Here is a 26,107-nt window from a genome sequence, read left to right on the forward strand (position 1 = left end):
GGAGTCGCGATCACTATTGAACACGTGTCCAACTAGTGATACGGTAGCCCGTGATGAAGACGACGTCAAGAGCTGCCGCACCCCGCCGGCTGCCGCCCGAGGAGCGTGAGCGCTCGATCCTCGACGGCGCCGTCGCGCTGGCCTCCGAGAGCGGACTCGAGGCACTGACGGTTCGTGCCGTGGCCGCCCGCGTCGGCGTGACGCCCGCCCTCGTGGCGCACTACCGGCCCGTGATGGAGTCGTTCGTCGCCGAGGTGTTCACGGCGATCGTCGCGGCCGAGCGCGACGAGGTCATCGCCGCGTACGACCCCGCCGTCGACCTGCGCGCGAACCTCCTGCGCCTCATCGAGACGCTGCTCGACGACTCGCGAGACGACGTCGCGATGGTCTGGGTGCAGTCGTGGGCGCTCGGTGCGCGGAACGAGGCACTCGGCGCGCGAGTGCGGGCCGAGATGGACCTTTGGCACAGCGCGCTCGAAGACCTCATCGCCCGGGCGATCGCCGAGGACTCGGCGCTGTCGGTCGATCCTGCGTCCCGTATCGACCCCGCATCCTCGGCGTGGATGCTGTTGGCCATGGTCGACGGCATGAGTGCCCATTCGCTCGTGCACTGGGCCCCTCGCGACCGGGCCGACCTCGCCCGCCGCACCCTCGCGGCCGTGCTCGACGTGCCGGTCGCTCCGGCAACGGTCACCCCCTCACAGCTCGCAGAAACCCACAGGTAAGGACAGCTCATGGGAGCAGAACGCATGCACGCCGCCTCGGCCGAATCGACGGCGATCGTCGACGCGGTGCTCGACTACTCGCGACGACGGATGCTCGCCGCCGACGTGCCGCTCGACAAGCCGCAGAGCCCGGCCGAGCTCAACCGGCTGGTCGGCACGACGATCACCGATGCGGGCCTCGGCTCGCAGCGCGCTCTGAGCGTGTTCGAGCACATCCTCGCTCCCGCGTGCCTGACGACGAGCCACCCGTCGTACCTGTCGTTCATCCCCACTGCGCCGACGATCGCCTCGATCGCGTTCGACCTCGTGGTCTCGGCATCCGGCCTCTACGGCGGCAGCTGGCTCGAAGGGGCAGGAGCCGTGCACGCCGAGAACGAGGTCCTCTCGTTCCTCGCCTCCGAGTTCGGCCTCCCCGACACCGCGGGCGGGGTGTTCGTGCAGGGCGGCACGATCGGCAACCTGTCGGCTCTGGTTGCGGCTCGCGAGTCCGCGAAGGCGAAGCTTCTCGAGGCGGGCAAAGAGCTGCCGACGCGATGGAAGATCGTCTGCAGCGTCGAGGCGCACTCGTCGAACAAGTCGGCGGCGAAGGTCATGGATGCCGATGTGCTGCTCGTGCCCGCGGGCGACGACGGGGTGCTGCGGGCGGATGCCGTGCGCGAGGCGCTGCGCGAACACGGAGACGAGATCTGCGCGGTCGTGGCCACCGGAGGCTCGACCAACTTCGGCATCGTCGACGACATCGCCGGCATCGCCGCGCTCAAGGACGAGTTCGACTTCTGGCTGCACATCGACGGGGCCTACGGTCTCACCGCGATGCTCGCCCCCGAGGCCCGAGGCATCTTCGCGGGCGTCGAGCGCGCGGACTCGGTCATCGTCGATCCGCACAAGTGGCTGTTCGCGCCGTTCGACTGCTGTGCCCTGATCTACCGCGACCCCGACGCCGGACGCCGCGCGCACACTCAGCACGCCGAGTACCTCGACACCCTCACCGACGCGGGCGACTTCAGCCCGTCGGACTACTCGATCCAGCTGACCCGGCGCCCTCGCGGGCTCCCGCTGTGGTTCTCGTTGGCGACCTACGGCGTGACCGCCTATCGCGAGGCCGTGAGCGCGACGCTCACTCTCACGAAGACGATCGCCGCCGAGATCGCCGCCCGTCCCGAGCTGCGCCTGGTGCGTGATCCTCAGCTCTCGGTCGTCGTGTTCGAGCGTGAAGGGTGGGAGCGCGAGGACTACGACCGCTGGTCCGACGAACTCCTCGACTCGCAGCGCGCGTTCGTCGTGCCGAGTTCGCATCGCGGGCGTCCGAACACGCGCTTCGCGATCCTCAACCCGCTCACGACCTTCGACGACCTCGTCGGCATCCTCGACACGATGAAGTAGGCCTCGTGCGCCCGATGTGCGGACGCGCGTACGTATCGCGGACGGATCCGGTCACTTCGTCCGCAGATCGGGCCATGTTCCGCAGATCGTGACGCAGGGCGCGGCCCCACGCGCGGTGGGGAACTGCGTCAGCGCCCGGCCAGCACCGTGGCCGTGTCGCTGATCGTGATCTGCGGCGGGTAGAGCCCCATCACCTGCATCGCGGCCGCGTGGTTCTCGGCCGTAGACCCGGCGCACGCGTCGGCGACGACCGTGACGTGCGCTCCGGCATCCGCTGCGGCCAGCGCGGTCGAGATGACGCAGCAGTCGGTCGAGACGCCGGTGAGCACGACGTGAGCCCCGCGACCCACGATCGCCTCGATCTCGCCGCCCCACTTGCCGAACGTGGGCAGATCGAGCGTCGGATGCGGTGACAGCCCGATCGCGTCGGATACGAGGTCGAAGAGCGGGTCACTCGAGGGCTGGTCGGCGAACGGCCAGGCCGCGAAATACTCACCCCAGGAGGTCGAGCGGTCGGCGGTCGGCATCCACCGCGTCACGATCACGCGCTCGCCGAACGAGTCGGCGAGCGCCCGGATGCGGGGAACCACATCGGCGAAGAACGGCGATCCCCACGCCGAGTCGGGCGATGCGAAGATCGCCTGCGGGTCGATGACGACGAGCCAGGAGTCCGCCGCCGACGCCGAAGGGCCACGTCTCACGCCGTCTGCTCCTGGCGACGGATCTTGCCCGCGCGGGCGAACCACGTCACGACGAACGACAGCACCAGCGCGAAGAACACCCCGAGGTTGGCGTACGCCCAGGCGCCGTCGACTCCGCCGACGAGACCGAGCAGGTAGCCCTGCCAGTTGTTCCAGGGCGCGGCATCCGCGAAGCCGTTGAGTACGAAGCCCCAGCCGATGACGCTCGCGACCACCATGGTGCCGATCGAGATCCAGTCCCAGGCGCCGTAGCGGCCGCGGCTGTCGAAGAGGGCCTCCTCGTCGTAGTCCTTCCGGCGGCGCAGGATGTCGGCGATCAGGATGCCGGCCCACGACGCCAGCGGAACGCCGAGCGTGATGAGGAAGCTCTGGAAGGGGCCGAGGAAGTCGGTGGCGAAGAACACGACGTAGATCGTGCCGATCGTGAGGATCACTCCGTCGATCGCGGCGGCCGACGGGCGGGGGATGCGGATGCCGAGGCTCAGCAGTGTGAGGCCGGACGAGTAGATGCCGAGCACGGCGCCCGAGACGAGGGCGAGCACGGCGGTGAGCAGGAACGGCACGAGGACCCAGAGGGGCAGGATCGTCGCGAGGGCACCGATCGGGTCGGCCGCGATCGCGGTGCTGAGTTCGTCGTCGGAGCCGGCGAGCAGCAGACCGAACACCACGAGGATCACCGGTGCGACGGAGCCGCCGACGGTGTTCCACAGCACGATCGCCCCGTCGGATGCGGTGCGCTTCTGGTACCGAGACCAGTCCGCAGCGATGTTGATCCAGCCGAGGCCGAAGCCCGTCATCACCATCACGAGCGCGCCGATGACCTGTCCGGTGCCGCCGTCCGGCCGGGCCATCACGGCGGCGATGTCGATGCTCGGGGCCGCGAGGATGATGTAGAGGATGGTTACGGCGCCGGTCACCCAGGTGAGCACCGACTGCAGCTTCATGATCGTGTGATAGCCGAGCACGGAGGCCGTCACGATGAGGGCGGCGACGATCAGGGTGGCGATGATCTTCAGCGCGATGCTGTCGCCGTCGCCGCCGAGCTGGGTGATGACGGTGGCTGTGGCGAGCACCGCCATGATCGCGAGGAACGTCTCCCAGCCGATCGAGGTCAGCCAGGAGACGATGCCGGGCACCTTCTGACCCTGCACGCCGAAGGCGGCGCGGGAGAGCACCATGGTCGGCGCGGATCCTCGCTTGCCGGCGATCGCGATCAGCCCGCACAGCAGGAACGACACGACGATGCCGATGATCGACACGATCGTCGCCTGCCAGAACGAGATGCCGAAGCCGAGCACGAACGATCCGTACGACATGCCGAACACCGACACGTTCGCCGCGAACCACGGCCAGAACAGGTCGCGCGGCTTCGCCGTGCGCTCGGATTCGGGGATGATCTCGATGCCCGCGCGCTCGATGAGAGCAGGCTTGATGTCCGTCATGCCATCATCCTGGCACTGCAGGAGCGCTGCGGGGGCGCTCCGGTGGCTCAGCCGGCGAAGAATGCTCCCGCCACGCGGGCGAGGTCGTGCAGATCCGAGACCCCGGCGAGCTCGCGCGCCGAGTGCATCGACAGGATCGGGATGCCGACGTCGACCGTGCGGATGCCGAGGCGCGTCGCCGTGATCGGGCCGATCGTCGACCCGCACCGCACATTGTTGTTCGACACGAACTCCTGCGTGACGACGTCGGCCGCCTCGCACCAGTCGCGCCAGGCGGCGGAGCCGACGGCATCCGTCGCGTAGCGCTGGTTGGCGTTGAGCTTGAGGATCGGTCCCGAGCCGAGCACGGGCTGCACCACCGGGTCGTGCTTGTGCACGTAGTTCGGGTGCACGGAGTGGCCGACGTCGCTCGACAGGCACCACGAGGCGGCGAAGGCGCGACGACGCTCGGACGAGTCGGCGCCGAGGGCGTCATACACGCGGCCGAGGATGTCTTCGAGGAAAGGACCCGCAGCGCCGGACCGCGAGTTCGAGCCGAGCTCCTCGTGGTCGAAGGCGGCGAGGACCGCGATGGGACCGGTCGCGGGCGTGCCGAGAGCCTCCAGCGCCACGATTCCCGCGTGCACGGAGGCGAGGTCGTCGAGACGGCCGGAGGCGAAGAACGCGTCGTCCTTGCCGAACACCGCGCCGCGCGCCGAGTCGGCGATCACGACGTCGTAGCCGCGGATGTCGGATGACGAGACGCCGGCCGAGTCCGCGAGCTCCGCGAGGATGTCCTCCTGGGTCGGGTCGCCGAGCCCCCAGACGGGCTGCGTCTGGAACTGCTTGTCGAGCGCGAGTCCGCTGTTCGCCTCACGGTCGAGGTGCACGGCGAGCTGGGGAAGGCGCAGCAGTGCACCGGTGTCGGCGAGCACGACGCGGCCGTCGGCGAGGGCGAGGCGTCCGGCGAGGCGCAGTTCCCGGTCGAGCCAGGAGTTGAGGAGCGGGCCGCCGTAGACCTCGACGGCCACCTGCAGCCAGCCCTTCGACCCGGTGGTCGGCTGAGGCTTGAGCTTGAACCCGGGGGAGTCGGTGTGGGCGCCGAGCACATGCGCGGGGGTCACGGCCGTCGCATCCGCCGGAACGGTCCACGCGATGGCGGCCCCGTCGCGGACGACGAGGTAGCGTCCTCCGGGAGTCACGTCCCACGCGTCCTCCTCGGCGAGCGGCTCGAATCCGGCATCCTCCAGCCGCCTGGCCACCTCGGCGGCGGCGTGATAGCTCGAGGGCGAGGCGGCGACGAAGTCGGCGAGGTCCTCGGCGTGGGCGAGTGCATCCGGGGTGACGGGCATGAGCGACCTTCCTGAAGGGGGTCCTTCGATCGTAATCGGCGCGCGGGTACGCATCCTCCGTGACGGGGTCTTCTGTTCACCTGCTGGTCACCGTCTCCGGGTACTGTCGCTCTCGATAGCGCCTAGGGTTCCGGGGTTCGTCCCGTCTGGTCCGAGCGGCGCCACGGCGCCTCTCCGCAGGGGCGCCGTCATCTGACAGGACAAAAGCCCGGAGGACCCTGTTCGTCGCGCCTCGCGACGGACGGAAGGGTCTCGCATGTCCGCTCTCGCCTTCGCTCTCGTCTTCGCCGCCGCGATCACCCACGCCGCGTGGAATGTCATCGCCCATGGCGTGAGCAGGGCAGGGATGCCGTTCCTGTGGTGGGGTGCTGTCGGCGGCACGGCCGTGTGGATCGGAGTCATCCCGGTCACCGGGGGACTCGGCACCGGCGACGTGCAGGGATTCCTGCTGGGGGTCGGCGTCTCTGCAGTGCTGCACGTGGTCTACATGGCGGTGCTTCAGCGCGGATACCGGGAGGGTAACCTCTCGACCGTCTACGCGACGGCGAGGGGAACCGGACCCTTCCTGTCGGTCATCATCGCCGTCGTGCTGCTGGGGGAGCGTCCGTCAGCTCTCGCGCTGGTCGGCGTCGGCGCGATCATCCTCGGAGTCGTCGCGATCGGCGTCGTCGACCGACGCCGCTCCTCGGGCTCGCGACGGGGCATCGATCCGGGGCTTCTGTTCGGCCTGCTCACCGGCGTGGCGATCGCGATCTACACGATCTGGGACGCGAACGCCGTGCGCACCTGGAACCTGTCGCCCGTCGCGTTCATGGTCGGCACGATGCTGCTCGAGATCCCGTTCTACTCGATCGGCGTGCGAGGTCGATGGGCGGCCGTACGCACTCTCGGACGCACGCAGTGGCGCCGGATCGTGGCATTCAGCATCCTGTCGCCGCTGTCGTACATCCTCGTGCTCACGGCCATCCAGATCGCCCCCGTCGCCCTCGTCGCGCCGCTGCGCGAGGTCAGCGTCGTGCTGGTCTCGCTGTTCGGCGTCTTCGCGCTGAAGGAGAGTCGGCCGGGATGGCGGATCGCCGCCTCCGCGGTGGTCGCGGTCGGCATCGTGTTGCTCGCGCTGTGAGCACATGGCGTGAGCATTCGTCGTGCGGTTGATGGGGTGATTGGATTGAGGCCGTGCCAGTCGGATGGAGTCTTCGAGCGAGCAGTGCGTCGGATGCCGCGTGGATGGCGGAACTGCGGGCGATCGTCATGCGCCCTGATCTCGAGCGGTTGGATCGATACGATCCGGTGCGCGTGCGGCAGCGGTTCCTCGACGCGTTCGTTCCCGAGAACACGCGTGTGATCGTCGTCGACGGAGAAGACGTCGGTCTCGTCGCGGTCCGGCACGCGAATGACGGGGTATGGATCGAGCACTTCTACCTTGACCCGGCCGTTCAGGGGCGAGGGCTCGGCTCTGCGGTTCTCGCGGAGCTGCTCGCGGACGGGGGCGAGGAGCGCCCGTTTCGGCTCAACGTGCTGCAGGGGAGCCCCGCGCGGCGCCTGTATGAGAGGCACGGGTTCGCCCTCGATACCGAAGACGAGGTCGATGTGTTCATGAAGGCGGAATCGCCGCGGACCTGATCGTCCGCTCGCTCGTGCATCTTTTTTCTGCGCGCAGCTCCCGCCCGCCCCACTTCTCACCCGAGCTGGCCCACGTCCGGTCCCGCCCGCGGCCACCGGCCGGGTCTGACCCGCGCTGGCCACATGTCGCATCAACCTGTTCCGCCTCTGGTCCCGCCCGCCCGTTCTTGCCCGCTGTTCCACCTCAGCTCTCGCTCACCGACGCCATCCGCCGGTTGGCACCTGGGTCGGGTCCATCCACCTGTCTCACCTCTCCCGGGAGACTCATTGCTTTTCATCTCGGCTCGTCTCGACTCGTGTCTTTTCCTCCTTTCCTCTCCTCTCCCGCTCGTGTCTTCTGTTCCTCCCCTCTCATCTCCCGTTCTCATGTCTTCTCTTCTCCTCTTTCATCCCACCGGTATGCCTGCCACGGTGCAGCATTCCGGAAGGCTGGGATACGTGCTCTGATCTGGGGTAAATCGGGGTGGTTTCGGGGCTCGAATGTCGGTGGTCCCGTGTTGACTTACGGGCATGAACAGCACTGTGGAGCTTCTGGATCGGGTGATCGCCGACCTCGACATGGTGCTGTCCGACGACGCTCTCGCGGGGCTGAGTGATGCGGACCGGATCAGGGTGTTGCAGGGTGCGGGGGCGGCGTTCCGGCGGGTCGAGGCGGTGATCGTGGAGACCGTCGCGACGGGTGATGCGGCCGACTTCCCGCATGCGGCGGGGTGTCGGGGGATGAACGAGTTGGTGCAGCGGATGTTGCGGGTGGATGTGCGGGGTGCGGCGCGGGTCGACAGGGTCGTCGATCTGGTGCGGCGTCCGGTGAGTCTGTCGGGGGAGCGGATGCCGGCCCGGTGGGCGGAGTTGCGGCTCGCGTTGCTGGACGGGGTGGTCGGTGTGGCCGGGTTTGTGGCGGCGACGGGGCCGATCGAGAGGGTGTGGGATCGACTCACGATCGATCAACGCCTGGCGGCGGATGTCGCGTTGGCGGGGTGCGCCCGGGGGCACGGCCTCGATACCGATGCCGATGTTGATCCGGATGAAGACGAGGGGGAGTCGGGTCCTGCGCCGACGGTGCAGGACTTGAAGGCTCTCGCGGAGGATCTCGCGTCGATGTTCGACCCCGACGGGGAGGAGCCGAAGGATGAGGACGCGCGTCGGCGGCGGGGGATCACGATCGGTCGGTTGAAAGACGGCCTGCATGCGATCCGGGGGTATCTGACCCCGGAGGCGGCCGCACAGCTGCAACTCATCCTGGACGCGATCCTCAACCCGAAAGGCGACGGCCCGCCGATACCGGGCGTGCACTTCGCCCCGAGCGACGCTGCCGACGAGGGTAAGAACTTCGATGCGGATGCGGATACAGGTGCGGATGCGGATACGGGTGTGGATGACGAGCGCGAGGGCGAGGGTTCCGATCCGTTCAACTCTGACCCGCGTTGTGTGCTCGATGATCGCACTGCGGCGCAGAAACGCCATGATGCTCTCGCGATGGTGTTCGGAATCGCTGCCCGTCACAAGGACATGCCCACTCTCGGTGGGTCGTCACCGGTGCTTGTCGTGAACGTCGATGCGAACGACCTCGCCGCCCATGGTGGCGGCGTGGCCGGTGCCGCCTCCGGTGCCGCCTTCGGAGGCAATCCCTACGGAACGAGCCGCAGCCATGGCAACGGCGGGTGGGCGACGATTCCCGGGTCCGGTGCGCATGTCCCCGTGTCGGTGGCCGCGCAGGTCGGATGCGCGGGGTCGATCCAGCGGGTGCTGATGGATGAGGGGCGGATCATCGGGATCACGACCACGGATCGCGTCTTCACGGTGCATCAACGCCGGGCGATCATCGCCCGCGACAAGGAGTGTCTGATCCCCGGGTGTCATGTTCCGGCGTCCTGGTGCGAGATCCATCACGTCACCGAACACGCGCGGGGTGGTCCGACCCACACGGATAACGGTGTGCCGTTGTGCTGGTGGCATCACCGATCCCTCGGCACATCGGGGTGGGAGATCCGGATGAACGAGGGCGTCCCACAGGTGCGAGGGCCGCGATGGTGGGACCCCGAACAGCGGTGGCGCACCCCGAGACTCAGCCTCCCGAAGAAGCCCGTCAGCTCGATGGCGCTTGCCCGCACCGGCTGAACTGCACCAGCTGACCTGCGGCGACGGAACTGCGGCGAATGAACTGCACTGACCGAACTGCAGCGACTGGCCTGCAAGCTGAAACTGCACCGGCTGACCTGCCGCGAATGAACTGCACCGATAGTCAGACGATTACGCGCGCCCAGCACAGGCTCAGCCGCAGACCCGGCTCAGCGAGATACCCGGCTCAGCGAGACAACCGGCTCAGCGGAACTCGACCAGTCCGGCGTGCGCTGCGGTGACGAGGATCTGCACGCGGTCGCGCACATGCCACTTCGACATGATGCGTCCCAGGTGGGCCTTCACCGTCCCCTCCGAGACGATGAGTGTCCGCGCGATCTCCGCATTCGACATACCCTGTGCGAGACGCTGCAAGACTTCCTGCTCGCGATCGGTGAGCACCTCGAGAGTGCCGTCGCTCGCCACAGGTTCGGTATCACGCACGTGCTTGATCAGCAGCGAAGCGATCCGCGGCGAAAGCGAGCTCGCACCGCTGTACACCTCGCGGACGCCCTCGAGGATGCTCGCTGCGCTCGAGTCCTTCAGCAGGTAGCCCGACGCGCCGGCGCTGAGCATCGGAAGCACGGTGTCACTGCCGTCGAGAGTAGTGACCGCGAGGATCTTGATCTCGGGCCAGCGCTCGCTGATCACGGCCGTCGCCTCGATGCCGTTCATCTCGGGCATCTGCACGTCCATCATGACCACGTCAGGGCGCTCGCGTTCGACGACCTCGATGCCCTCCAGCCCCGACTCGGCTTCGGCGATCACCGTGATCTCGGGGTCTCGCGAGACGAAGTGAGAGAGCGCGGAGCGCACCAGGGGATCGTCATCGACGATCACAACGCGGATTTGGGACATGCAGGAAGCCTAACCGGGGGTGACCTCAGCCGCGATGTATTGGACTTTTGGCTATTGAGGTCTAGACGAGAGACAGATGTGCGACGTGCAGATCACCGAGAAGATGAATACATCGCTAGTCAAAAGTGCAAGAAATGAGGTGAATCTCTATGTCTTTCTGGAACCAGGTTGGATACTTCTTCGGCTTCTACCGTTAATATATCTGGCGGATAGGAGATACTGAAGCATGGCTTTAAGTCTTTCGAGCAGTGACAGGTCTGATGTCGCGCGGCTCGGCAAGGGCGAGAAGCTGAGCACGATCGAACGGATCGCCATCGTGGCGGTCATCGGAACGATCGTGATCTTCGACATCGTCGGCCTGTTCCTCCCTCCGGGGCTGGAGCCACTGGCTGCGGTGATTGGGATCGCGTCATCCGCGGTCCTCGCCCTTTATCTCTGGTCGCCTCTCATCGCGACGTACGCGCTCGGCGTCGTCGTCGCACTCTCTTTCATCCCCGGCATCGAGTCCCAGGTGTTGACGGTCGCCGCATTCGCGGCGGGCCTCATCGTTCGACTGGGGTGGACCTCCCTGGTCCTCTCGTACGCCGGAGGCTTCCTCCTCGCGACCGCGCTCACGGCCTACACCGACACGCGTGTCGCGGTCAACATCGGCATCTACCTCGTCGTCGCCGTTGTGTCCGGAGCCGTCGGCTTCGCGCTACGCATGGCATTCGCCCGAGGGCGCACGCTCGAAGTGCAGTTGGCCGAGAAAGCCGAGCAGGAACGCCAAGCAGTACTCGCCGAACGACGTTGGATCGCCGGCGAGCTGCACGACAGCATCGCTCACCACCTCACGGTGGTGTCGCTGCACGTGCAGATGCTCGACGACGACCGCACCAGTACCGAATCGCAGGAAGCGATCCGCATCGCCGCCCGCAAGGCGATGACCGATCTCCGCTTCGTGATCGACCTCGCCGATGACGGCCCCCGCTCCGAGGGCATGCCGGCAGGCGACCTCGCAGCATCCGTCGACGAGGCCAAGCAGGAGTTCGAGGCCGCCGGGCATCCGGTGCTCATCAAGGGTGACCCCACGGACGAGCGCATCCCGCGCGCGGCCGAGATCATCCTCGCGCGCATCATGCGCGAGTCTGCGACGAACGCCCTCAAGTACGCCGGTCCGGGCGAGATCGAGATCCGACTCGACGTCGACGACGAGATGGCCGGGCTGGTCATCAGCAGCCCCCTCTCCGTGACTCCACGTCGCGAGCTCTCCTCCAGTCGCACCGGCATCGGCCGCATGGCTGAGCGCGTGCTCGGAGCGAGCGGCGAGTTCACCGCCGGCGAGGACGATGGTCGATGGGTCGTGACCGCACGTCTACCGATCGCGCGGTCCGTCGCGACCCCCTGACGCGGCACCCCGTACGATCTCCCACCGCGGTCGCGGAATACCGGTATCCAATCCGAGATCCGCGGAATTCCGGGCTTCGCGAGCGGAAGCCTAGACAAAGGTCTATGTGAGATCTCGACTATAGACCGTGTTCGATGGTGTAGCCGGGCGCTTACATTGGGTATACCCCAGAAATAGCGCATCCCCAGCGCTGTGATCGCGAGCGCGGTCCTTGGAATCTGATCCCCATCGCGCTCGCGATCGGCTTCTCTCCTCCCCAAGGAGTCGAAGCCAGCTGCCCGGCTCCCAGGCATGGAGCCGGCTGCCCGGCTCCCGGGCATGAAGCCATGTGCCGGCTCAGCCATGAAGCTGGCTGCCCGCCTCCTAGCCGCCCACTGCACGCATGTAGTGGCCGTCCGTCGATATCCCGGATGCGGCGACCGTGAAGCGCACGACCTCGCTGAGGTACCGGTCTTCCGACGCTTCGAAGATGCGACCGTCCGCGTCTCTGGAGATCCTGCTCAACCGAAGGATCGGCGTCCCCTGCGGCACGCGCAGCAGCGCAGCATCCTGCTCATCGGCCGCGACCGCGTCGATCTGGTGCTGCAGTCCCACGATCGGATGCCCGACCGAGCCCAGGTACTCGGTGATCGAGATCTCGTCGGGGTCCACTTCGAACAGTCGTCGTCCGACGGCCTCGGTGTAGAAGAGTCGCTCGAGCATCGTCGGCCTGCCGTCGAGCAGCCGCAGACGCACGACGCTCACGATCGTGTCGTCGGGAGCGACGCCGAGCATCTCGGCGCGATCGCCGGCGCGACGCAGGCTCAGCTCCTGGGTCTGTGCACCCGGCGTGACCCCGAGTTCGCGGGCCCAGCGAGTGAAGGGGACCGACACGTCGACGGCCTGACTCGCCTTGCGGGCGACCACGCGAGCCGGACGACCGCGCCCCGTCTCGATGAGGCCCTCGCTCCGCAGCGCGGCCAGTGCATTGCGGATCGGACCACGCGAGGTGTGCCACCGGTCGGCGAGTTCCGACTCTGTGGGAACGTCATCGCCGGGGCGCAGAGTACCGTCCGCGATCCGGGATCGCAGGTCGTCGGCGATCTGGGTGTATACAGCTTCGGCCACATAGGCATACTACTTGGGTAATCACCCCGGATGCTCGCCTGTTCTGACCGCGTTCATCTCGGAAAACCGCGGATGAACGGACTCTGAACTCTGCCGAGTTAGGTATATATCTCCCGCTACGGGCTGTCAGAGTGGCTCCTGGATCACCCCTCCCACTCTGAAAGGTCCTCATGAAGCTCCGCGCTCTCCCCGTACTCGCCGGCGCCGCGATCCTCGCGCTCGGCCTCGCCGCCTGTTCCGGCACCGCTGAGGCCACCGGCAGTGCCGGTGCTGACGAGTCGTCCGCCACCAGCGGCTTCGCTGTCGACGAGAACACCCTCGTCTTCGGCGTCGTGCCCGACTCGGTCGACACCGAGACGAACTACCAGCCGCTCATGGACTACATCGCCGACATCACCGGCAAGACCGTCGAGTACCACGAGTCCACCGACTACGCGGCTCTCATCGAGGCCGCCGTCGCCGGCAAGGTCGACGTCGCCTCGTTCTCGGGCTTCACCTACGTCACCGCGACGAACAACGGCGCGAAGCTCACACCGATCTCGTCGATCGTGACCGAAGAGGGCCAGGAACCCGGCTACTACTCCCAGGCGATCGTCCCCGCTGACAGCGACATCTCGAGCATCGAGGACTTCAAGGGCAAGAAGGTCTGCTTCGTCGACCCGTCGTCGACGTCGGGCTACCTCTTCCCGTCGTACAACCTGCTCGAGGCGGGTATCGACCCGAAGACCGACATCACCCCCGTCTTCGCCGGCAAGCACGACGTGAGCGTGCAGAAGGTCGGCGAGGGAGTCGAGTGCGAAGTCGGCTTCGCCGAAGACTCCGAGGTCGAGAAGTCGGATGCCGTGAAGGTCATCGACGAGACCATGGTCCCGGGCGCTCCGCTCGTCTACTCCTCGACGCTTCCGGATGACGTCTCGAAGAAGCTCATCGACGGGCTGTCCGAGATCACGATCGACGACATCATTGCCGCCGGTATCGAGAGCGCCGACACCGACGCCTTCCGAAGCGTCTTCTACGCCACGAAGCCGGTCGACGACGCGTACTACGACCTGATCCGCGACATCTGCAAGGAGACCGAAGCGGAGCAGTGCCAGGGCTGACCCCCCCCGGCGTCCGCTCCGCTCCCGTTCGTTGAGCGAGGGAGCGGAGCGAGCGAGACGGAACGCGCTGAAGACCCACCGCGTTCCGTCTCGCTTCACTCGCTCAACGATCGGACTTCACAGAATCACGAGGAGAACTGACATGAACGCGGCATCCGATGCCCTGATCCGCCTGGACGGCGTGACCAAGAACTTCGGTTCGACGACGGCACTCAAGGATGTGTCGCTGCAGGTGTCACGCGGCGAGATCGTCGTGCTTCTCGGACTCTCCGGTTCGGGCAAGTCGACGCTGCTCCGCCATCTCGACGGACTCGAGACGCCCACCTCGGGGGACATCGAGGTCCTCGGTGCGAAGGTGCCGGCCCTCAGGGGCAGGGCGCTGCGCACGCTCCGCAGCCGCGTGGGCTTCATCTTCCAGCAGTTCGAGCTCGTGCCCTCGCTCACCGTTCTCGAGAACGTGCTCACCGGCTCTCTCTCCGAGGTCCGGGGCCCGCGTCTCGGCCTGTGGGGCTACTCGAAAGCCGCGAAGCTGCGGGCGCTCGGGCACCTCGATCGCGTCGGCCTGCTCGACCGTGCCTACCAGCGCAGCGACACCCTCTCGGGCGGTCAGCAGCAGCGCGTCGCGATCGCGCGAGCGCTCATGCAGAAGCCCGACATCCTGCTCGCCGACGAGCCCGTCGCCTCTCTCGACCCCGAGTCCAGCGATCAGGTGATGGCGCTGATCCGCGAGATCGCCGCCGACGAGGGGCTCACCGTGGTCTGCAGTCTGCACCAGGTCGACCTCGCGATCTCGTGGGCCGACCGTATCGTGGGGCTCCGTCACGGCGAGATCGTGCTCGACACCCCCACCACCGACCTCACCAAGGCCGAGGTCATGGAGATCTACGGCCGCGTCGCCACGACGACCGCCGAGATCCAGGCAGTGCGGGCCGAGCTCACCGACATCACCACGGATGTCGTCGTCGACGCGGCCGAGATCGGTGCCGCGCTGACCGAGAAGGCGCGCGTCTCGTGACCCTGCTCTCCGGCCCACCGGCCGCACGGTCGGCATCCGGCGCCACCCGTGGCGCGGGCTCGGCACCAGCGACCGTCGCCGATCGCGCTCCCCGACGCCCGATCTCGCCCGAGCGGATCGCCGCCGGGCTCACGTTGCTCGCTCTCGTCGCGCTCGGGATCCTCGCCGTAGACGAGGTGGGCCTCTCGATCCCGGCGATGGTGCAGAGCTGGGGCAACGCCGAGAACTTCATGGCCCGCGTCGGAGGGCTCACATTTCCCGAACCCGGGGATCTCGCCTGGCTGATCGCCCTCACTGTCGGGCTGGTGCTGGTCGGCACGCTGCTCGCTGCCGTGTTGTCGGTGCCCATCGCCTACCTCGCCGCATCGAACACGACTCCGGGCAACGGATGGCGTGCCGCAGCGCGATTCGTCGGAGTGCTCACCCGAGCGCTCCCCGATGTGGTGCTCGCGATGGCGTTCGTGCTGATGTTCTCGCTCGGCACTCTCCCCGGCATCCTCGCGATCGGCATCCACTCGATCGGCATGATCTCGAAGATGTTCGCCGATGCGATCGAGCAGATCGACGAGGGGCCCCGCCTCGCGATCCGCGCGGCAGGCGGGTCGAAGATGCAGGAGTTCGCCTCGGGCATCCTGCCGCAGGTGCTGCCGAGCTGGGTCGCGACCGTCCTGCACCGCAATGACATCAACCTCCGTGGCAGTGTCGTGCTCGGCTATGTCGGCGTCGCGGGGCTCGGACTCGAGATGTCGTATGCGTTCAAGGCGCTCAACTACGGCAAGGGTCTCGGCATCGCGCTGGTCATCTTCCTGCTCTGCGTCGCGATGGAGATCATCTCGAGCATGGTGCGCGGCGCGATGCTCGGACAGCAGAAGCAGACCCGTTCGTGGATCGATCGCCTCATCCACCCCCGCCTCGGCGACCGGGTGAGTGACGCCGCGAGCACCAGCCCCGCGTGGGCGGCATCTCCCCAGGCGGCCGTGCGTCGGCCGTGGACGGCAGAGCGCGTGCGCAACACGACCGGTGTCGTGATCGCGGTGTTGGTCGTGATCGGCAGCGTGATCGTCAGCCAGATCAACTGGATGGACTTCTTCACGTTCTGGGGCAAGCTCCCCGACGTCGCCGCCAAGTTCTGGCCGCCGTCGTTCGGCAGCTACGAGGCGTCGGCGATGATCGCCGCCATGCGAGACACCGTCGCGATCGCACTCGCGGCCACTGTGCTGACGCTGCTGCCCTCGCTGATCCTCGGGTCGTTGGCCGCGAGCAACGTCGCACCGAGCTCCGGCGCCCGCGGCGCCGCTCGCTTCCTGCTCGTCGGCATCCGAGGGATCCCGGAGCTGATCCTCGCGATCGTGCTCGTCGTGATCACCGGGCTGGGGGCGCAGGCGGGCGTGATCGCCCTGGCGATCGGCGGTATCGGACTGCTCGGAAAGCTCATCGCCGACTCGTTCGAGGAGGTGGATCGCGGGCCTGAGCGCGCGCTCCGCGCGGTGGGCGCCACCCGTCTGCAGACCTACGCCTCGGCCACGGTGCCGCAGGGCATGCAGGCGCTCATCGGGCACAGCTTCTACATGCTCGACACGAACATCCGCGCGGCGACGATCCTCGGCATCGTCGGCGGGGGCGGAGTCGGCTACTACCTGCTCAATGCCAGCCAGGGGTCGCGGTACGAGACGGTCACCGCCATCGTGCTGATGATCCTCGTGACGGTGCTCGTGGTCGAAGGACTCGCGATGTGGATGCGCAAGGTGTTCCGATGAGCCCCGCAGGCATCCCCGCAGGCATCCCCGCAGGCATCCCCGCAGGCATGGCTGATCTCGTCGTCGTCGGCTCGGGCATCGTCGGCCTCGGCGCGGCCTATGCGGCCGCGCGTCGGGGCTTGAGCGTCATCGTCGTGGACAGAGCGGATGCTCCGGTCGGAGCGACGATCCGCAACTTCGGCCACCTCTGCATCGGAGCACAGGCGGGGGAGGCGCGACGGTATGCGGATGCCTCCCGCGACCTGTGGCTGCGTCTGTCACGTGACGCAGGCTTCTGGCTGCGCGAATCCGGCACCCTGGTCGCGGCCCGTCATGCCGACGAGATCGCGGTGCTCGAACATGCGTCGGCCGAGGGCGGCATCCGGATGCTCGAGACCGACGAGCTGCTGCGACGGGCGCCGCTGCGTGCGGAGGGACTGGTGGGCGGAGCCCACATCGAGACCGACCTGCAGACCGACCCGCGCACCGCGGCCTCGGCGATCGTCCGGCACCTCTCGCGCCTGGGCGTGGAGTTCCGCTTCCGCACAGCCGTGACCGCGGTGTCTGGCGGACGTGTCGACACGACCCGGGGTGCGATCACGGCGGGTGCCGTCGTCGTCGCGGTCAACCACGACATCGACCAGCTGCTGCCCGAGGTCGCCGAGCGCGTCGGCGTCGTCCGCTGCGCGCTCGACATGATGCGCGCGGCGGTGACGCTGCGGCATCCGCTGGCCGCGCCGTTGCTGACCGGCTGGTCGCTCGTGCGGTACGGGCGCTTCGCCGACGGGCCCGCGGCGGCCGCTCTGAGAGAGAGGCTGCATGCGGAGCGCCCCGATCTCGCCGCCCTCGACCTGAACCAGATGTACACGCAGCTGCCGGACGGCACCCTCATCATCGGTGACTCGCACTCCACGTCGACCGCGCCCGACCCGTTCCAGCCGGAGGCCGCGTTCGCCGCCTTCCTGGCTGAGGCGGAAGCGCTGTTCGACATGCCGGCACCCCGCGTGCTGGAGCGCTGGCAGGGCGTCTACGCGAAGGCCGCGCAGGACTTCCTCATCGACAGGGGCGATGAGGGGGTGCTGGTGCTCGCCGCGACCACCGGCATCGGAATGACCACGGGTCTGGGGCTCGCCGAAGAGAATCTCACCGCCGCCTTCGGGTGGGCACCCGCAATGGAAGGATCATCATGACCGCTGCACCAGAAGAGAGCCGTGCACTCGAAGAGGCCCGTGCACTCGAACTCGTCGTCCTCGACATGGCCGGCACCACCGTGCTCGACGACGGAGTCGTCGAGACCGCGTTCCAGCGCGCCGCCGAGCGCACCGGGGTCGCCGATCGCATGCCGTGGGATGACGCACTCGCTCACGTGCGAGCGACCATGGGGCAGTCGAAGATCGACGTGTTCACGCATCTCGCCGGGGGCGACCGCGCCGCGGCCGAGCGTGCCACCGCCGCCTTCGAGGGCGCCTACGCGGAGATCGTCGCGGAGCAGGGGGTCACCGAGATCCCCGGCGCGGCGGATGCGATCCAGGGGCTGAAGGATGCCGGTCTCTCGGTCGTCCTCACGACCGGGTTCGCGCCCGTGACCCGGGATGCGCTGATCGACGGCCTGGGCTGGGGCGGTCTCGTCGACCTGGTGCTGTCGCCCGTGGATGCCGGCCGTGGGCGCCCCGCGCCCGACCTCGTGCTGACGGCGCTGATCCGCACGCAGACCTCCTCGGTCGCCGCGGTCGCGGTCGCAGGCGACACCGTCAGCGACGTCGAATCCGGTCGCCGTGCGGGGGCCGGTTTCGTCGCCGGTGTGCTCACCGGCGCCCACGACGTCCGGGCGCTCACGGATGCCGGAGCCGACGCGGTGCTCGCGGATGTGACCGGGCTCCACGACGCACTCGCCGAGCGCGGTCTGCTGCCTCTCGTCGCGACCGTCTGAATCGGGCGATGACATGGGAACGCTGCTGATCCGTCCTCCCGGCCATCGCCGCGACGTCGCCCTGCGTCCGGCCGCTACCGCCATGGTGTGGATCGGCGAGGGGCACGCCCACGAGATGATCGCGGTTCCCGGCGTCGCTCTGGCGGATCACGACGTGCTCGTGGCGGTGGAGATGTCGACGATCTGCGGGTCCGACGTGCACACCGTGCGGGGGCGCCGGTCGGCTCCCGTGCCGCTGGTGCTCGGACACGAGAGCGTGGGACGCGTGATCGCGACGGGCGACGCGGGGGCGACCGCGGTCGACGGCACGCCGCTGCGCATCGGCGACCGTGTCGTGTGGTCGGTGACGATCTCGTGCGGCACGTGCGATCGATGCGCACGCGGTCTGACGCAGAAGTGCCGCACGCTCGGCAAGTACGGTCATGATCGGGTCGGCGTGCACGGCGACCTCACCGGTGCCTTCGGCACCCACGTGCAGGTGCGAGCGGGCACGACGATCGTGCGGGTGCCCGAGTCGCTGCCGGCATCCGTCCTCGCACCCGCCTCGTGCGCGACCGCCACCGCCTGGGCCGCCGTGGCCCGCGCCGCGCGCGACCACGACCTCGATGGTGCAGCGGTGCGCATCCATGGCGCGGGTCTCGTCGGACTCTCGGCCGCGGCGATCGCCGTCGAGCACGGGGCGACCGTCGAGGTGCTCGATCCCGCGCCCGACCGTCTCGCGCTCGCCGCACGGTTCGGTGCGGTGCAGCTCGACCGTGACCCTGACGTCGTCATCGAGGCATCGGGCCATGCCGTGTCCGAGGCGCTCGCGGGCGTGGGCACCGGCGGGACGGTCGTGCTCGTGGGCAGCGTGTTCCCCGCAGAACCCGTGCCCGTCGACGCCGAGAGCATCGTGCGGCGACTGGTCACCGTGACCGGGGTGCACAACTACACGGGTTCCGAGCTGGCCGACGCGGTGGGATTCCTCGCCGGCCGGGGTCGCGCCTATCCGTTCGCGGACGCGGTCGGCGAAGTGCGACAGCTGGCGGCGATCGACGAGGCGATCACCGCCGCATCCGCACCGGGGGCTCCACTGCGGATCGGACTCGTGCCGGGGCGCTGAGCGCTCAGAGTCTCCTCACGCGCTCCGACTCGAGCCCGCGTGCGTCACTTCTCGTCGGGGGAGTCGGCCTGCGTCGGTGCGTCGGCCTCGACCTCCGCGGCGTCGGAGTAGTCGGGGCGCGACGGCTGGAGCGGCTGGTCGGAGTACTCGCCGCCCTGGCGTCCGCCGTAGGGGCGCCCGTGATCGGCGAACTCGTCGCGGGCGAAGACAAGCTCCCACTCGCCGACCGTGAATCGGGCTCCCGTGCGCAGCGTCTGAGTGCGCTCGCCCGGGTGCGTCGCGTCGGCGGACGAGTTGGTGTTCATCTCGCCCTCGCCGTGCAGCTCGAGCACGTACTCGTCGCGATCGTCGTGTGTGATCGTCGCGTGCACCGGGTCCGCACCGTCGAGGCGCAGCTCGCTGTCGGCTGCCGAGCCGATCCGCACGATCTCGACCTCGAGGGCGAACTCCTGTCGATCATCGTTCCGCGTGACGCGCAGTCGAGGATTGCCCGCGCCGAACTCTGCGTGAGTCGTCGTGGGGGTGTATCCCTCGTCGGGTCGGTCGTCGATGTGTCGTGCGTTCATGGGTGCCGCCTCCTCGCAATCCCCGCCAGGATATGTGGCCGAGAAGTCCGGGCGGAGGGGGTTGACTTCGCCGCCCTCCACCCGCAAGATCTCCTGCGGAGAAGCTCGGATCACCGGCGGGACCGGAGGCGTGGAGACGTCGTCTGTTCTGCTTATGATCGATGCGATGCACCTGAAACATGGGAGGAGACGGCTGCATGGGCAAGTTCATCTACGAGGGCAGCGTGAAGACCGAGATCGAGGATCGCGCCCTCACTCACCTGCAGCTCGTGATCACGGCCAAGCTGCGCCGCGCGGAGCCGTTCCCGTTCAGCTGGCGTGAGGATTCGAGCGTCGGCGGCGGTCGCACCACCGTGTGGGTGCAGCCGGGCAGCTCGCTCGTCTTCAAGTACTTCGGCAGTCGGCAGCCGTCGATCAACCGGGCGTGGATCGAGGCTCTCGCCTTCACAGCGAACGCACCGAGCGGCCTGTACCTCGTGCCCGAGCCGCAGGACACCCCGGGCTCGGCTCAGGGCGCCGACGAGGCGCCCGCCGCTCCGGCCGTCTGAGAGTCGGTCCCGTCGTCGAGCTGACCTGACCGGCCCGTAGGCTGGACGGGTGCAGCAGTCCGCGTCGTCCCGCCCTCTCGTGGGCGTCGCTCTCGTCGTCTGCTCCTGCCTCTCGCTGCCGTTCGGCGCCGCTGTGGCAGCTCAGCTCTTCCCGGTGCTCGGCCCGTGGGGTGTGACCTCGCTGCGCGTCGCGATCGCCGCGCTGCTGCTGGTCGTCATCGTGCGGCCGCGACCCATCCGCTGGAATCGGTCGCAATGGCTCGCCGCCGTGTTCTTCGGGCTGTCGCTCGCGGGCATGAACGGATTCTTCTACGCCGCGATCGACCGCATCCCGCTCGGCCCCGCCGTCGCGATCGAGTTCCTCGGTCCGCTCGTGCTGGCCGCGGTGCTCACGCGGCGTCTCGCGGATGCGGCGTGGGTCGGTGTCGCGCTTCTGGGCATGGTGCTTCTGGGCGTCGACGGTCTGATCGGCTCCGAGCCGCTGGATCCACTCGGCCTCCTCTTCATCCTGATCGCGGCGGGGTTCTGGGCGATGTACATCCGGATGAGCGCGCGCGTCGGTGCGATCATCCCCGGCAGCAGCGGCCTCGCGGTGGGGCTCGTCGTGGCCGCCGTGCTGCTCATCCCGGTGGGTGTTCCTGCGGCGGTCACGGTCGCCGGCGACATGCAGCTGCTGCTCCTCGCCGCGGTCACCGCCGTGCTGTCGTCGGTCATCCCGTACAGCTTCGAGCTCGCGGCGCTCCGCCGCCTGCCGCAGCGCGTGTTCGGCGTGCTGCTGAGCCTCGAGCCGGCGTTCGCGACCCTCGCCGGATGGCTGATCCTCGGCCAGAGCGCGACGCCGCTGCGGATGCTCGCGATCGCCCTCGTCGTCGCCGCCAGCGTCGGCACCACGCTCGGGGTGCGTCGACAGCGACGCCGAGCGGATGCCGCCGCCGACCGCGACGACGAGGGCGAATCCGACGACGAGACCGGTCCCTTCACCGCTCCCATTCCGCTGCCGGAATGACCCTGCCTCGCGTCAGGCGACGACCATCCGTCAGGCGGCGACCGCCCGTCAGGCGACGACCGTCCGTCAGGCGGCGACCGTGGCGGGCACGGGCAGAGGGTAGCGGCGGCGCAGCAGCGCGCGCTGCACGAGCGTCCACACGACCGTGACGGTGAGATAGAGCGCCGCAGCGAGCGGAACGAACACCGCGAACACCGCCGTCAGGTAGTGCAGCGCACTCGTGACGCGCAGCATGGTCGGCGAGTTCAGGGGAGAGTCGCCCTCGACCGGCGCCGGCGTGAAGACGCGACGCGTGATGTCGGCGACGACGAGCATGATGACGATCAGCACGCCGAACACCAGCAGGGTCGACGGCGACGCGGTGCCGCCGAACACCGACGAGACGAGGCTCGTGCCCAGCGGAGCGCCGAAGAGGTCGTGGGTCAGCAGGTCGTTGGGGTGGCCGGCGATCTCGGGCCGGATGAAGAGCGTGTAGAGCAGTCCGACGACGGGTGCCTGCGCGAGCACGGGCAGCATGCCGGCGAACGGAGACGTGTTCTCGGAGCGGTAGAGCTCGAGCATCTCCTTCTGCAGGCGTTCGGGGTTCTTCTTGTGTCGGCGCTGCAGTTCACGCAGCTTCGGCGCGAGTCGAGCCCTCGTCTGCTCGGCTCTGGCCTGGGAGAAGCCGACGGGGATGAGCAGGGCGCGTACGAGCAGCGTGACGAGCACCACCGCGAGAGCGGCGGCGGATGCTCCGGCGAGAGGTTCGAGCAATGAGGCGAGCCAGGCGAGGGCGCCGTACGCCGCATCCAGAAGGGCGGTCAGGGGAGGGAAGGCGAAGATGTCCATGGAAGTCCGTTCGTGTGTCGGGAAGGGTCGGCGAAAGCCGCGCAGTCCCGTACGAGGACGGACTACGCGGGAACGGCGACTCCCGGCGCACGAGGGCGCGGGTGACCGGCGGCATCCGGATCGCTCTGGGCGAGCAGCGTCGAGACGTCGATCGCCCGCAGCGGATGCGGGGCGGTGCTCGGCGAGGTCGGTGCGACACTCAGTGCGACGACGATCGTGAGCGTGGTCAGGGCGATCAGCGCGATCGCGACACCGAGGGCGGCGGCATCGGGCATCGCGACGACGCCGAGCGCGGACGCGACGAAGCCGAGCATCTGCCCGAACCACTCGCTCATGCGCGCCTCCCTCACAGCGAGCGTAACACCGGCATCCGGGAGCAGGATCGGTCGGCGGGCCCGCCGCGACGCAGCGGGGCGGCGATAGCCTCGAAGAATGACTGACCTGTGCGAGCTGCTCGGCATCGAGCATCCGATCTTCCTCGGCCCGTTCGGCGGACTCTCGTCCGTGGCACTGGCCGCCGCTGTCAGCGAAGCCGGCGGCCTCGGCGGATACGGCCTCTACGGCTACGACGGCGATCGCATCCGCTCGACCGTGGCGGCCCTTCGCGCGGCGACGTCTCGTCCGTTCGCGGTCAACATCTGGCTGCCCACCGGCGACGAGGTCGCGCCGAACCCGCAGCACACCGTGTTCGCCCAGGCGCTCGAACCGTTCTTCGAGGCCGTGGGCGTCGAGGTTCCGAGCAGGCCCGACCGCTACCTGCCCCCACTCGACGAGCAGCTGGACGCGATCTGGGAGTCCGCGCCCCCCGTGCTCAGCACCGTCTTCGGAGTGCCCTCGGTCGAGATCGTCGACGAGGCCCACAGCCGCGGCATCCGGGTCGTGGGGGCAGCGACGACCGTCACCGAGGCCACTGCGCTCGACGACGTCGGGGTCGATGCCGTCGTCGCGACCGGGCTGGAGGCGGGCGGGCATCGGGTGTCGTTCCTGCGTCCGCCCGAGGAGTCGCTCGTCGGCACGTTCGCGCTCATCCCGCAGGTCGTCGATGCGGTGGATGTGCCCGTGATCGCCGCCGGTGGGATCGCCGACCGGCGCGGAGTCGCTGCGGCGTTCGCGCTCGGGGCCTCTGGCGTGCAGGTGGGCACCGCGTTCCTCGCCACCGCCGAATCCGCAGCGAACGACGCGCACCGCGACGCGATCCGCACGACCGCCGCCGACGCCACCGTGCTCACCCGGGCGATGAGTGGGCGTCTCGCTCGCGGCGCCCGCAATCGCGTCGTGCGGGCGATCGAGGCCAGCGGGACGATCGCACGGTTCCCGATGCAGAACTGGCTCACGGGTCAATTCCGCGCGGCGGCCGGACAGCAGAACCTCGGCGAGCTGCAGTCGCTGTGGATGGGCCAAGGCGCACCGCTCGCACGCTACGCCACGGCCGCGGATGCGTTCGCCGAGATGCTGGCGGGGGTGCCGCCCAGGCCGTGATCGGTGCCCCTGACCGTGGATCCTGGCTAGGAAGATGGCTAGAATGGCCTCATGTCAACGCACAATGTGCTGGAGGCGCGGAACAGCCTCTCCCGGCTGATCGCCGAATCCCAGGCCGGGGGAGACGTCGTCATCACCAAGCGGGGAACACCCGTGGCCAGGATCGTTCCTGTCGGTCCGGTCGACGTGGTGCGCAGCGGACGGCTTCTCGTCGAGTGGATCGAGGGGAATCCCCTTCCTGAGCGACTCACCCGCGAAGCGTCGGAACTCGATGCTCAGATCGAAGACAGCCGAGATTCCTGGGAATGATCTATCTCGACTCGTGCATCCTCATCTATGCGCTCGAGGACTCCGGCCCACGCGGCGACGCGGTGAGAAGAGCGCTCGCAGCGGTCGACTCACCAGTGGCATCCAGCCCTCTCGCCCTGCAGGAATGTCTCGTCGGACCACTGCGAGATCGCAATGTCGAGGTGCGAGACCGGTACCTCGCGCTGTTCGATCGGATCGAGATCGTCGATCTGGACGTGGCCGTGTTCGTCCGGGCCGCAGAATTGCGCGCGGACTTCAGGCTCAAGACCCCCGATGCCGTGCATCTCGCCGCAGCCCAGCTCTCGGAGTGCACGGAGCTCTGGACGAATGACAAGCGTCTGGCGACCGCCTCGCGTGGGCTCGCTGTCGACGTGATCGGCTAGATACGCCGCACAGCTCGCGCTCCTGCTCGACTCAGAGGATGACGGTCGACCGGCCGTGCACGATCACGCGGTCCTCGGCGTGCCACTGCACGGCACGTGCGAGCACCAGGCGCTCGACGTCGGCACCGCGGCTCTGCAGGTCGGCGGCCGACTCGGAGTGCGTGACGCGGGTGACATCCTGCTCGATGATCGGGCCCTCGTCGAGGTCGGCCGTCGCGTAGTGCGCGGTCGCGCCGATCAGCTTCACGCCGCGGTCCTTCGCGCGTGCGTACGGGTTCGCGCCGATGAACGCGGGCAGGAACGAGTGGTGGATGTTGATGATCGGTGCGCCGAGGCCCTCGATGAAGCCGTCGGTGAGGATCTGCATGTAGCGCGCCAGCACCACGAGGTCGACGTTGCCGCTCAGCAGCTCGAGCTGACGCTGCTCCATCGCTTGCTTGTCGCCCGAGGGGATGTGCACGAACGGCACGCCGAACGAGCGCACCGACTCGGCGAGGTCGGGATGGTTGGAGACCACCATGGTGATGTCGACGTCGAGCTGGCCGCGCTGGGTGCGCCACAGCAGCTCCATCAGACAGTGGTCGTACTTCGACACGAAGATCGCGACGCGCTTGCGACGGGCCGTGTCATGCAGCGACCACTCCATGCCGAACCGTTCGGCGACCTGTGCGATGTCTGCCTCGAGAGCGGGTCGCGCGGCCGAGAGGCCGGGCAGATGGATCACCGTGCGCTGGAAGAACCGACCACCCTCGGAGTCGGTCGAATGCTGGTCGAGCGAGATGATGTTCGCGCCGTGGGCTGCGAGCACACCGGCGACGGCGGAGACGATGCCGGGCTGATCGTCGCAGGCGATCAGCAGGCGGGCGGTGTCGGGCTGAGACATGGGGACTCCTCGGGGGTGTGCATCGATTCTGCCGTGGATGCGACCCCCGGGCGAATCGCGGTCCTACCCTGGAGGGATGCAGGAGATCGGCCGCACGGCTTCGCAGCTTCTCGCCGACGCGAGGGAGGCGCTCGCGGGCGCTCCGAAAGAGGGGCTCGGCGAGGAGCGCGACTCGCGCTGGCGCGGCCAGCGGATCGTCCGCGTCGGCGAAGCCTGGCACCTCGGCGTGCTGCTGCTCACCGAGACCCACGCGTTCGCCACGTCGGAGGTGCTGCGCGCTGCCGATCCCGGTCGGCGCGGGTACACGGCGGAGTCCGCACGCGAGCGTGCCGCTCGGCGGGCACTCGCGCTGCGCGGAGGCTTCAGCGAGGGTGAGGTCGCGCACATCGGCTGGACGGTGATCGACGTGGAGGCGGTGGATGCGGGCGGGGAGTCCGGTCCGCTGAAGCTGATCGACGGCGTGCCGTCGGTGCACTGGAGCACGGCAGGCGGGTGGATGCCGCTGGAGGCGTACCTGCGCGAGCGCGTCGAGCTGCTGCGGGGCTGA

General features: G+C 68.6%; 27 protein-coding genes. 18 read left to right on the forward strand and 9 right to left on the reverse strand.

Annotation, left to right across the window (positions count from 1 at the left end; genetic code table 11):
• Window positions 1-53 precede the first annotated feature (53 nt).
• Window positions 54-725: a TetR/AcrR family transcriptional regulator gene (locus ACTJKH_RS00505; protein WP_440735354.1), complete on the forward strand. Its 672-nt coding sequence runs from the start codon at window positions 54-56 to the stop codon at window positions 723-725.
• A gap of 9 nt (window positions 726-734) precedes the next feature.
• Complete coding sequence (locus ACTJKH_RS00510) at window positions 735-2,108, forward strand: pyridoxal phosphate-dependent decarboxylase family protein (RefSeq protein WP_440735355.1); 1,374 nt, start codon at window positions 735-737, stop codon at window positions 2,106-2,108.
• A 128-nt stretch (window positions 2,109-2,236) separates the two neighbouring features.
• Here ACTJKH_RS00510 and ACTJKH_RS00515 read toward each other — a convergent pair whose 3' ends face one another.
• From ACTJKH_RS00515 to ACTJKH_RS00525, 3 genes are read right to left on the reverse strand one after another with little or no spacing between them, the layout of a single operon-like run.
• Window positions 2,237-2,809 (reverse strand): cysteine hydrolase family protein, encoded by a 573-nt coding sequence (locus ACTJKH_RS00515; protein WP_440735356.1) that lies wholly within the window; start codon window positions 2,807-2,809, stop codon window positions 2,237-2,239.
• Window positions 2,806-4,251: a purine-cytosine permease family protein gene (locus ACTJKH_RS00520; protein ID WP_440735357.1), complete on the reverse strand. Its 1,446-nt coding sequence runs from the start codon at window positions 4,249-4,251 to the stop codon at window positions 2,806-2,808. Before ACTJKH_RS00520 ends, ACTJKH_RS00515 begins: the two co-directional genes overlap by 4 nt.
• A 47-nt stretch (window positions 4,252-4,298) precedes the next feature.
• Window positions 4,299-5,582 carry a M18 family aminopeptidase gene (locus tag ACTJKH_RS00525; RefSeq protein ID WP_440735358.1) on the reverse strand — a complete coding sequence of 428 codons (1,284 nt, stop codon included), beginning with the start codon at window positions 5,580-5,582 and terminating at the stop codon, window positions 4,299-4,301.
• A gap of 256 nt (window positions 5,583-5,838) precedes the next feature.
• On the opposite strand from ACTJKH_RS00525, the gene ACTJKH_RS00530 reads away from it, so the two are divergent.
• The 3 genes from ACTJKH_RS00530 (at window position 5,839) to ACTJKH_RS00540 (ending at window position 9,323) form a co-directional block, all read left to right on the forward strand.
• Window positions 5,839-6,705, forward strand: coding sequence for an EamA family transporter (locus tag ACTJKH_RS00530; protein ID WP_440735359.1), 867 nt, complete (start codon window positions 5,839-5,841; stop codon window positions 6,703-6,705).
• A 104-nt stretch (window positions 6,706-6,809) separates the two neighbouring features.
• Window positions 6,810-7,205 carry a GNAT family N-acetyltransferase gene (locus ACTJKH_RS00535; RefSeq protein WP_440735734.1) on the forward strand — a complete coding sequence of 132 codons (396 nt, stop codon included), beginning with the start codon at window positions 6,810-6,812 and terminating at the stop codon, window positions 7,203-7,205.
• A 510-nt stretch (window positions 7,206-7,715) separates the two neighbouring features.
• Window positions 7,716-9,323, forward strand: coding sequence for a DUF222 domain-containing protein (locus tag ACTJKH_RS00540; protein WP_440735360.1), 1,608 nt, complete (start codon window positions 7,716-7,718; stop codon window positions 9,321-9,323).
• 204 nt (window positions 9,324-9,527) lie between these two features.
• Here ACTJKH_RS00540 and ACTJKH_RS00545 read toward each other — a convergent pair whose 3' ends face one another.
• Entirely contained in the window at window positions 9,528-10,181 is a 654-nt protein-coding gene (locus ACTJKH_RS00545) for a response regulator (RefSeq protein ID WP_245340835.1), read from the reverse strand.
• A 226-nt stretch (window positions 10,182-10,407) separates the two neighbouring features.
• Between ACTJKH_RS00545 and ACTJKH_RS00550 the strand changes: the two genes are divergently transcribed.
• Window positions 10,408-11,568 (forward strand): sensor histidine kinase, encoded by a 1,161-nt coding sequence (locus tag ACTJKH_RS00550; RefSeq protein WP_440735361.1) that lies wholly within the window; start codon window positions 10,408-10,410, stop codon window positions 11,566-11,568.
• Window positions 11,569-11,931: 363 nt separating this feature from the next.
• Here the strand turns inward: ACTJKH_RS00550 and ACTJKH_RS00555 are convergent, their stop codons facing one another.
• Window positions 11,932-12,675 carry a GntR family transcriptional regulator gene (locus tag ACTJKH_RS00555; protein WP_440735362.1) on the reverse strand — a complete coding sequence of 248 codons (744 nt, stop codon included), beginning with the start codon at window positions 12,673-12,675 and terminating at the stop codon, window positions 11,932-11,934.
• Between the two features lie 170 nt (window positions 12,676-12,845).
• On the opposite strand from ACTJKH_RS00555, the gene ACTJKH_RS00560 reads away from it, so the two are divergent.
• From ACTJKH_RS00560 to ACTJKH_RS00585, 6 genes are all read left to right on the forward strand, one after another.
• Window positions 12,846-13,775 carry a phosphate/phosphite/phosphonate ABC transporter substrate-binding protein gene (locus ACTJKH_RS00560; protein WP_440735363.1) on the forward strand — a complete coding sequence of 310 codons (930 nt, stop codon included), beginning with the start codon at window positions 12,846-12,848 and terminating at the stop codon, window positions 13,773-13,775.
• A gap of 142 nt (window positions 13,776-13,917) precedes the next feature.
• Window positions 13,918-14,790 carry a phosphonate ABC transporter ATP-binding protein gene (phnC, locus tag ACTJKH_RS00565; RefSeq protein ID WP_440735364.1) on the forward strand — a complete coding sequence of 291 codons (873 nt, stop codon included), beginning with the start codon at window positions 13,918-13,920 and terminating at the stop codon, window positions 14,788-14,790.
• Window positions 14,787-16,547 (forward strand): phosphonate ABC transporter, permease protein PhnE, encoded by a 1,761-nt coding sequence (gene phnE / locus ACTJKH_RS00570; RefSeq protein WP_440735365.1) that lies wholly within the window; start codon window positions 14,787-14,789, stop codon window positions 16,545-16,547. The genes phnC and phnE overlap by 4 nt, the downstream gene beginning before the upstream one ends.
• Window positions 16,544-17,716 carry a TIGR03364 family FAD-dependent oxidoreductase gene (locus ACTJKH_RS00575; protein WP_440735366.1) on the forward strand — a complete coding sequence of 391 codons (1,173 nt, stop codon included), beginning with the start codon at window positions 16,544-16,546 and terminating at the stop codon, window positions 17,714-17,716. Before phnE ends, ACTJKH_RS00575 begins: the two co-directional genes overlap by 4 nt.
• Window positions 17,713-18,456: an HAD family hydrolase gene (locus tag ACTJKH_RS00580; RefSeq protein ID WP_440735367.1), complete on the forward strand. Its 744-nt coding sequence runs from the start codon at window positions 17,713-17,715 to the stop codon at window positions 18,454-18,456. Before ACTJKH_RS00575 ends, ACTJKH_RS00580 begins: the two co-directional genes overlap by 4 nt.
• A 13-nt stretch (window positions 18,457-18,469) precedes the next feature.
• Window positions 18,470-19,558, forward strand: coding sequence for an alcohol dehydrogenase catalytic domain-containing protein (locus tag ACTJKH_RS00585; protein WP_440735368.1), 1,089 nt, complete (start codon window positions 18,470-18,472; stop codon window positions 19,556-19,558).
• Window positions 19,559-19,602: 44 nt separating this feature from the next.
• Here ACTJKH_RS00585 and ACTJKH_RS00590 read toward each other — a convergent pair whose 3' ends face one another.
• Window positions 19,603-20,124: an FHA domain-containing protein gene (locus ACTJKH_RS00590; protein WP_440735369.1), complete on the reverse strand. Its 522-nt coding sequence runs from the start codon at window positions 20,122-20,124 to the stop codon at window positions 19,603-19,605.
• 197 nt (window positions 20,125-20,321) lie between these two features.
• Here ACTJKH_RS00590 and ACTJKH_RS00595 point away from each other — a divergent pair, with 197 nt between their 5' ends.
• Together ACTJKH_RS00595 and ACTJKH_RS00600 are read left to right on the forward strand one after the other, a co-directional pair.
• On the forward strand, window positions 20,322-20,672 hold the full coding sequence (locus ACTJKH_RS00595) for a DUF7882 family protein (protein WP_210098817.1): 351 nt from the start codon (window positions 20,322-20,324) through the stop codon (window positions 20,670-20,672).
• Between the two features lie 49 nt (window positions 20,673-20,721).
• Window positions 20,722-21,678 carry an EamA family transporter gene (locus tag ACTJKH_RS00600; RefSeq protein WP_440735370.1) on the forward strand — a complete coding sequence of 319 codons (957 nt, stop codon included), beginning with the start codon at window positions 20,722-20,724 and terminating at the stop codon, window positions 21,676-21,678.
• Between the two features lie 66 nt (window positions 21,679-21,744).
• On the opposite strand, the gene ACTJKH_RS00605 is transcribed toward ACTJKH_RS00600, so the two are convergent.
• The gene (locus ACTJKH_RS00605; RefSeq protein WP_440735371.1) at window positions 21,745-22,506 is read right to left on the reverse strand and encodes a YidC/Oxa1 family membrane protein insertase; all 762 of its coding nucleotides are present in this window, start codon (window positions 22,504-22,506) and stop codon (window positions 21,745-21,747) included.
• A 62-nt stretch (window positions 22,507-22,568) separates the two neighbouring features.
• A complete protein-coding gene (locus ACTJKH_RS00610; RefSeq protein ID WP_210098814.1) occupies window positions 22,569-22,841 on the reverse strand; it encodes a DUF6412 domain-containing protein in 273 nt (90 codons plus the stop codon).
• A gap of 97 nt (window positions 22,842-22,938) precedes the next feature.
• Here ACTJKH_RS00610 and ACTJKH_RS00615 point away from each other — a divergent pair, with 97 nt between their 5' ends.
• Genes ACTJKH_RS00615 through ACTJKH_RS00625 form a run of 3 tightly spaced genes read left to right on the forward strand, consistent with a single transcriptional unit; the run spans window position 22,939 to window position 24,677 of the window.
• Window positions 22,939-23,985 (forward strand): NAD(P)H-dependent flavin oxidoreductase, encoded by a 1,047-nt coding sequence (locus tag ACTJKH_RS00615; protein ID WP_440735372.1) that lies wholly within the window; start codon window positions 22,939-22,941, stop codon window positions 23,983-23,985.
• Between the two features lie 51 nt (window positions 23,986-24,036).
• Complete coding sequence (locus ACTJKH_RS00620; protein WP_440735373.1) at window positions 24,037-24,294, forward strand: type II toxin-antitoxin system Phd/YefM family antitoxin; 258 nt, start codon at window positions 24,037-24,039, stop codon at window positions 24,292-24,294.
• Window positions 24,291-24,677 (forward strand): type II toxin-antitoxin system VapC family toxin, encoded by a 387-nt coding sequence (locus tag ACTJKH_RS00625; protein ID WP_210098811.1) that lies wholly within the window; start codon window positions 24,291-24,293, stop codon window positions 24,675-24,677. Before ACTJKH_RS00620 ends, ACTJKH_RS00625 begins: the two co-directional genes overlap by 4 nt.
• 31 nt (window positions 24,678-24,708) lie before the next feature.
• Here the strand turns inward: ACTJKH_RS00625 and purU are convergent, their stop codons facing one another.
• A complete protein-coding gene (gene purU / locus ACTJKH_RS00630; protein WP_210098810.1) occupies window positions 24,709-25,560 on the reverse strand; it encodes a formyltetrahydrofolate deformylase in 852 nt (283 codons plus the stop codon).
• Between the two features lie 76 nt (window positions 25,561-25,636).
• Between purU and ACTJKH_RS00635 the strand changes: the two genes are divergently transcribed.
• The gene (locus ACTJKH_RS00635) at window positions 25,637-26,107 is read left to right on the forward strand and encodes a glutaminase (RefSeq protein ID WP_440735374.1); all 471 of its coding nucleotides are present in this window, start codon (window positions 25,637-25,639) and stop codon (window positions 26,105-26,107) included.

This window comes from Microbacterium sp. 22215 (assembly GCF_052045655.1).
In the GTDB taxonomy this organism is placed as follows: Bacteria; Actinomycetota; Actinomycetes; order Actinomycetales; family Microbacteriaceae; genus Microbacterium; species Microbacterium phyllosphaerae.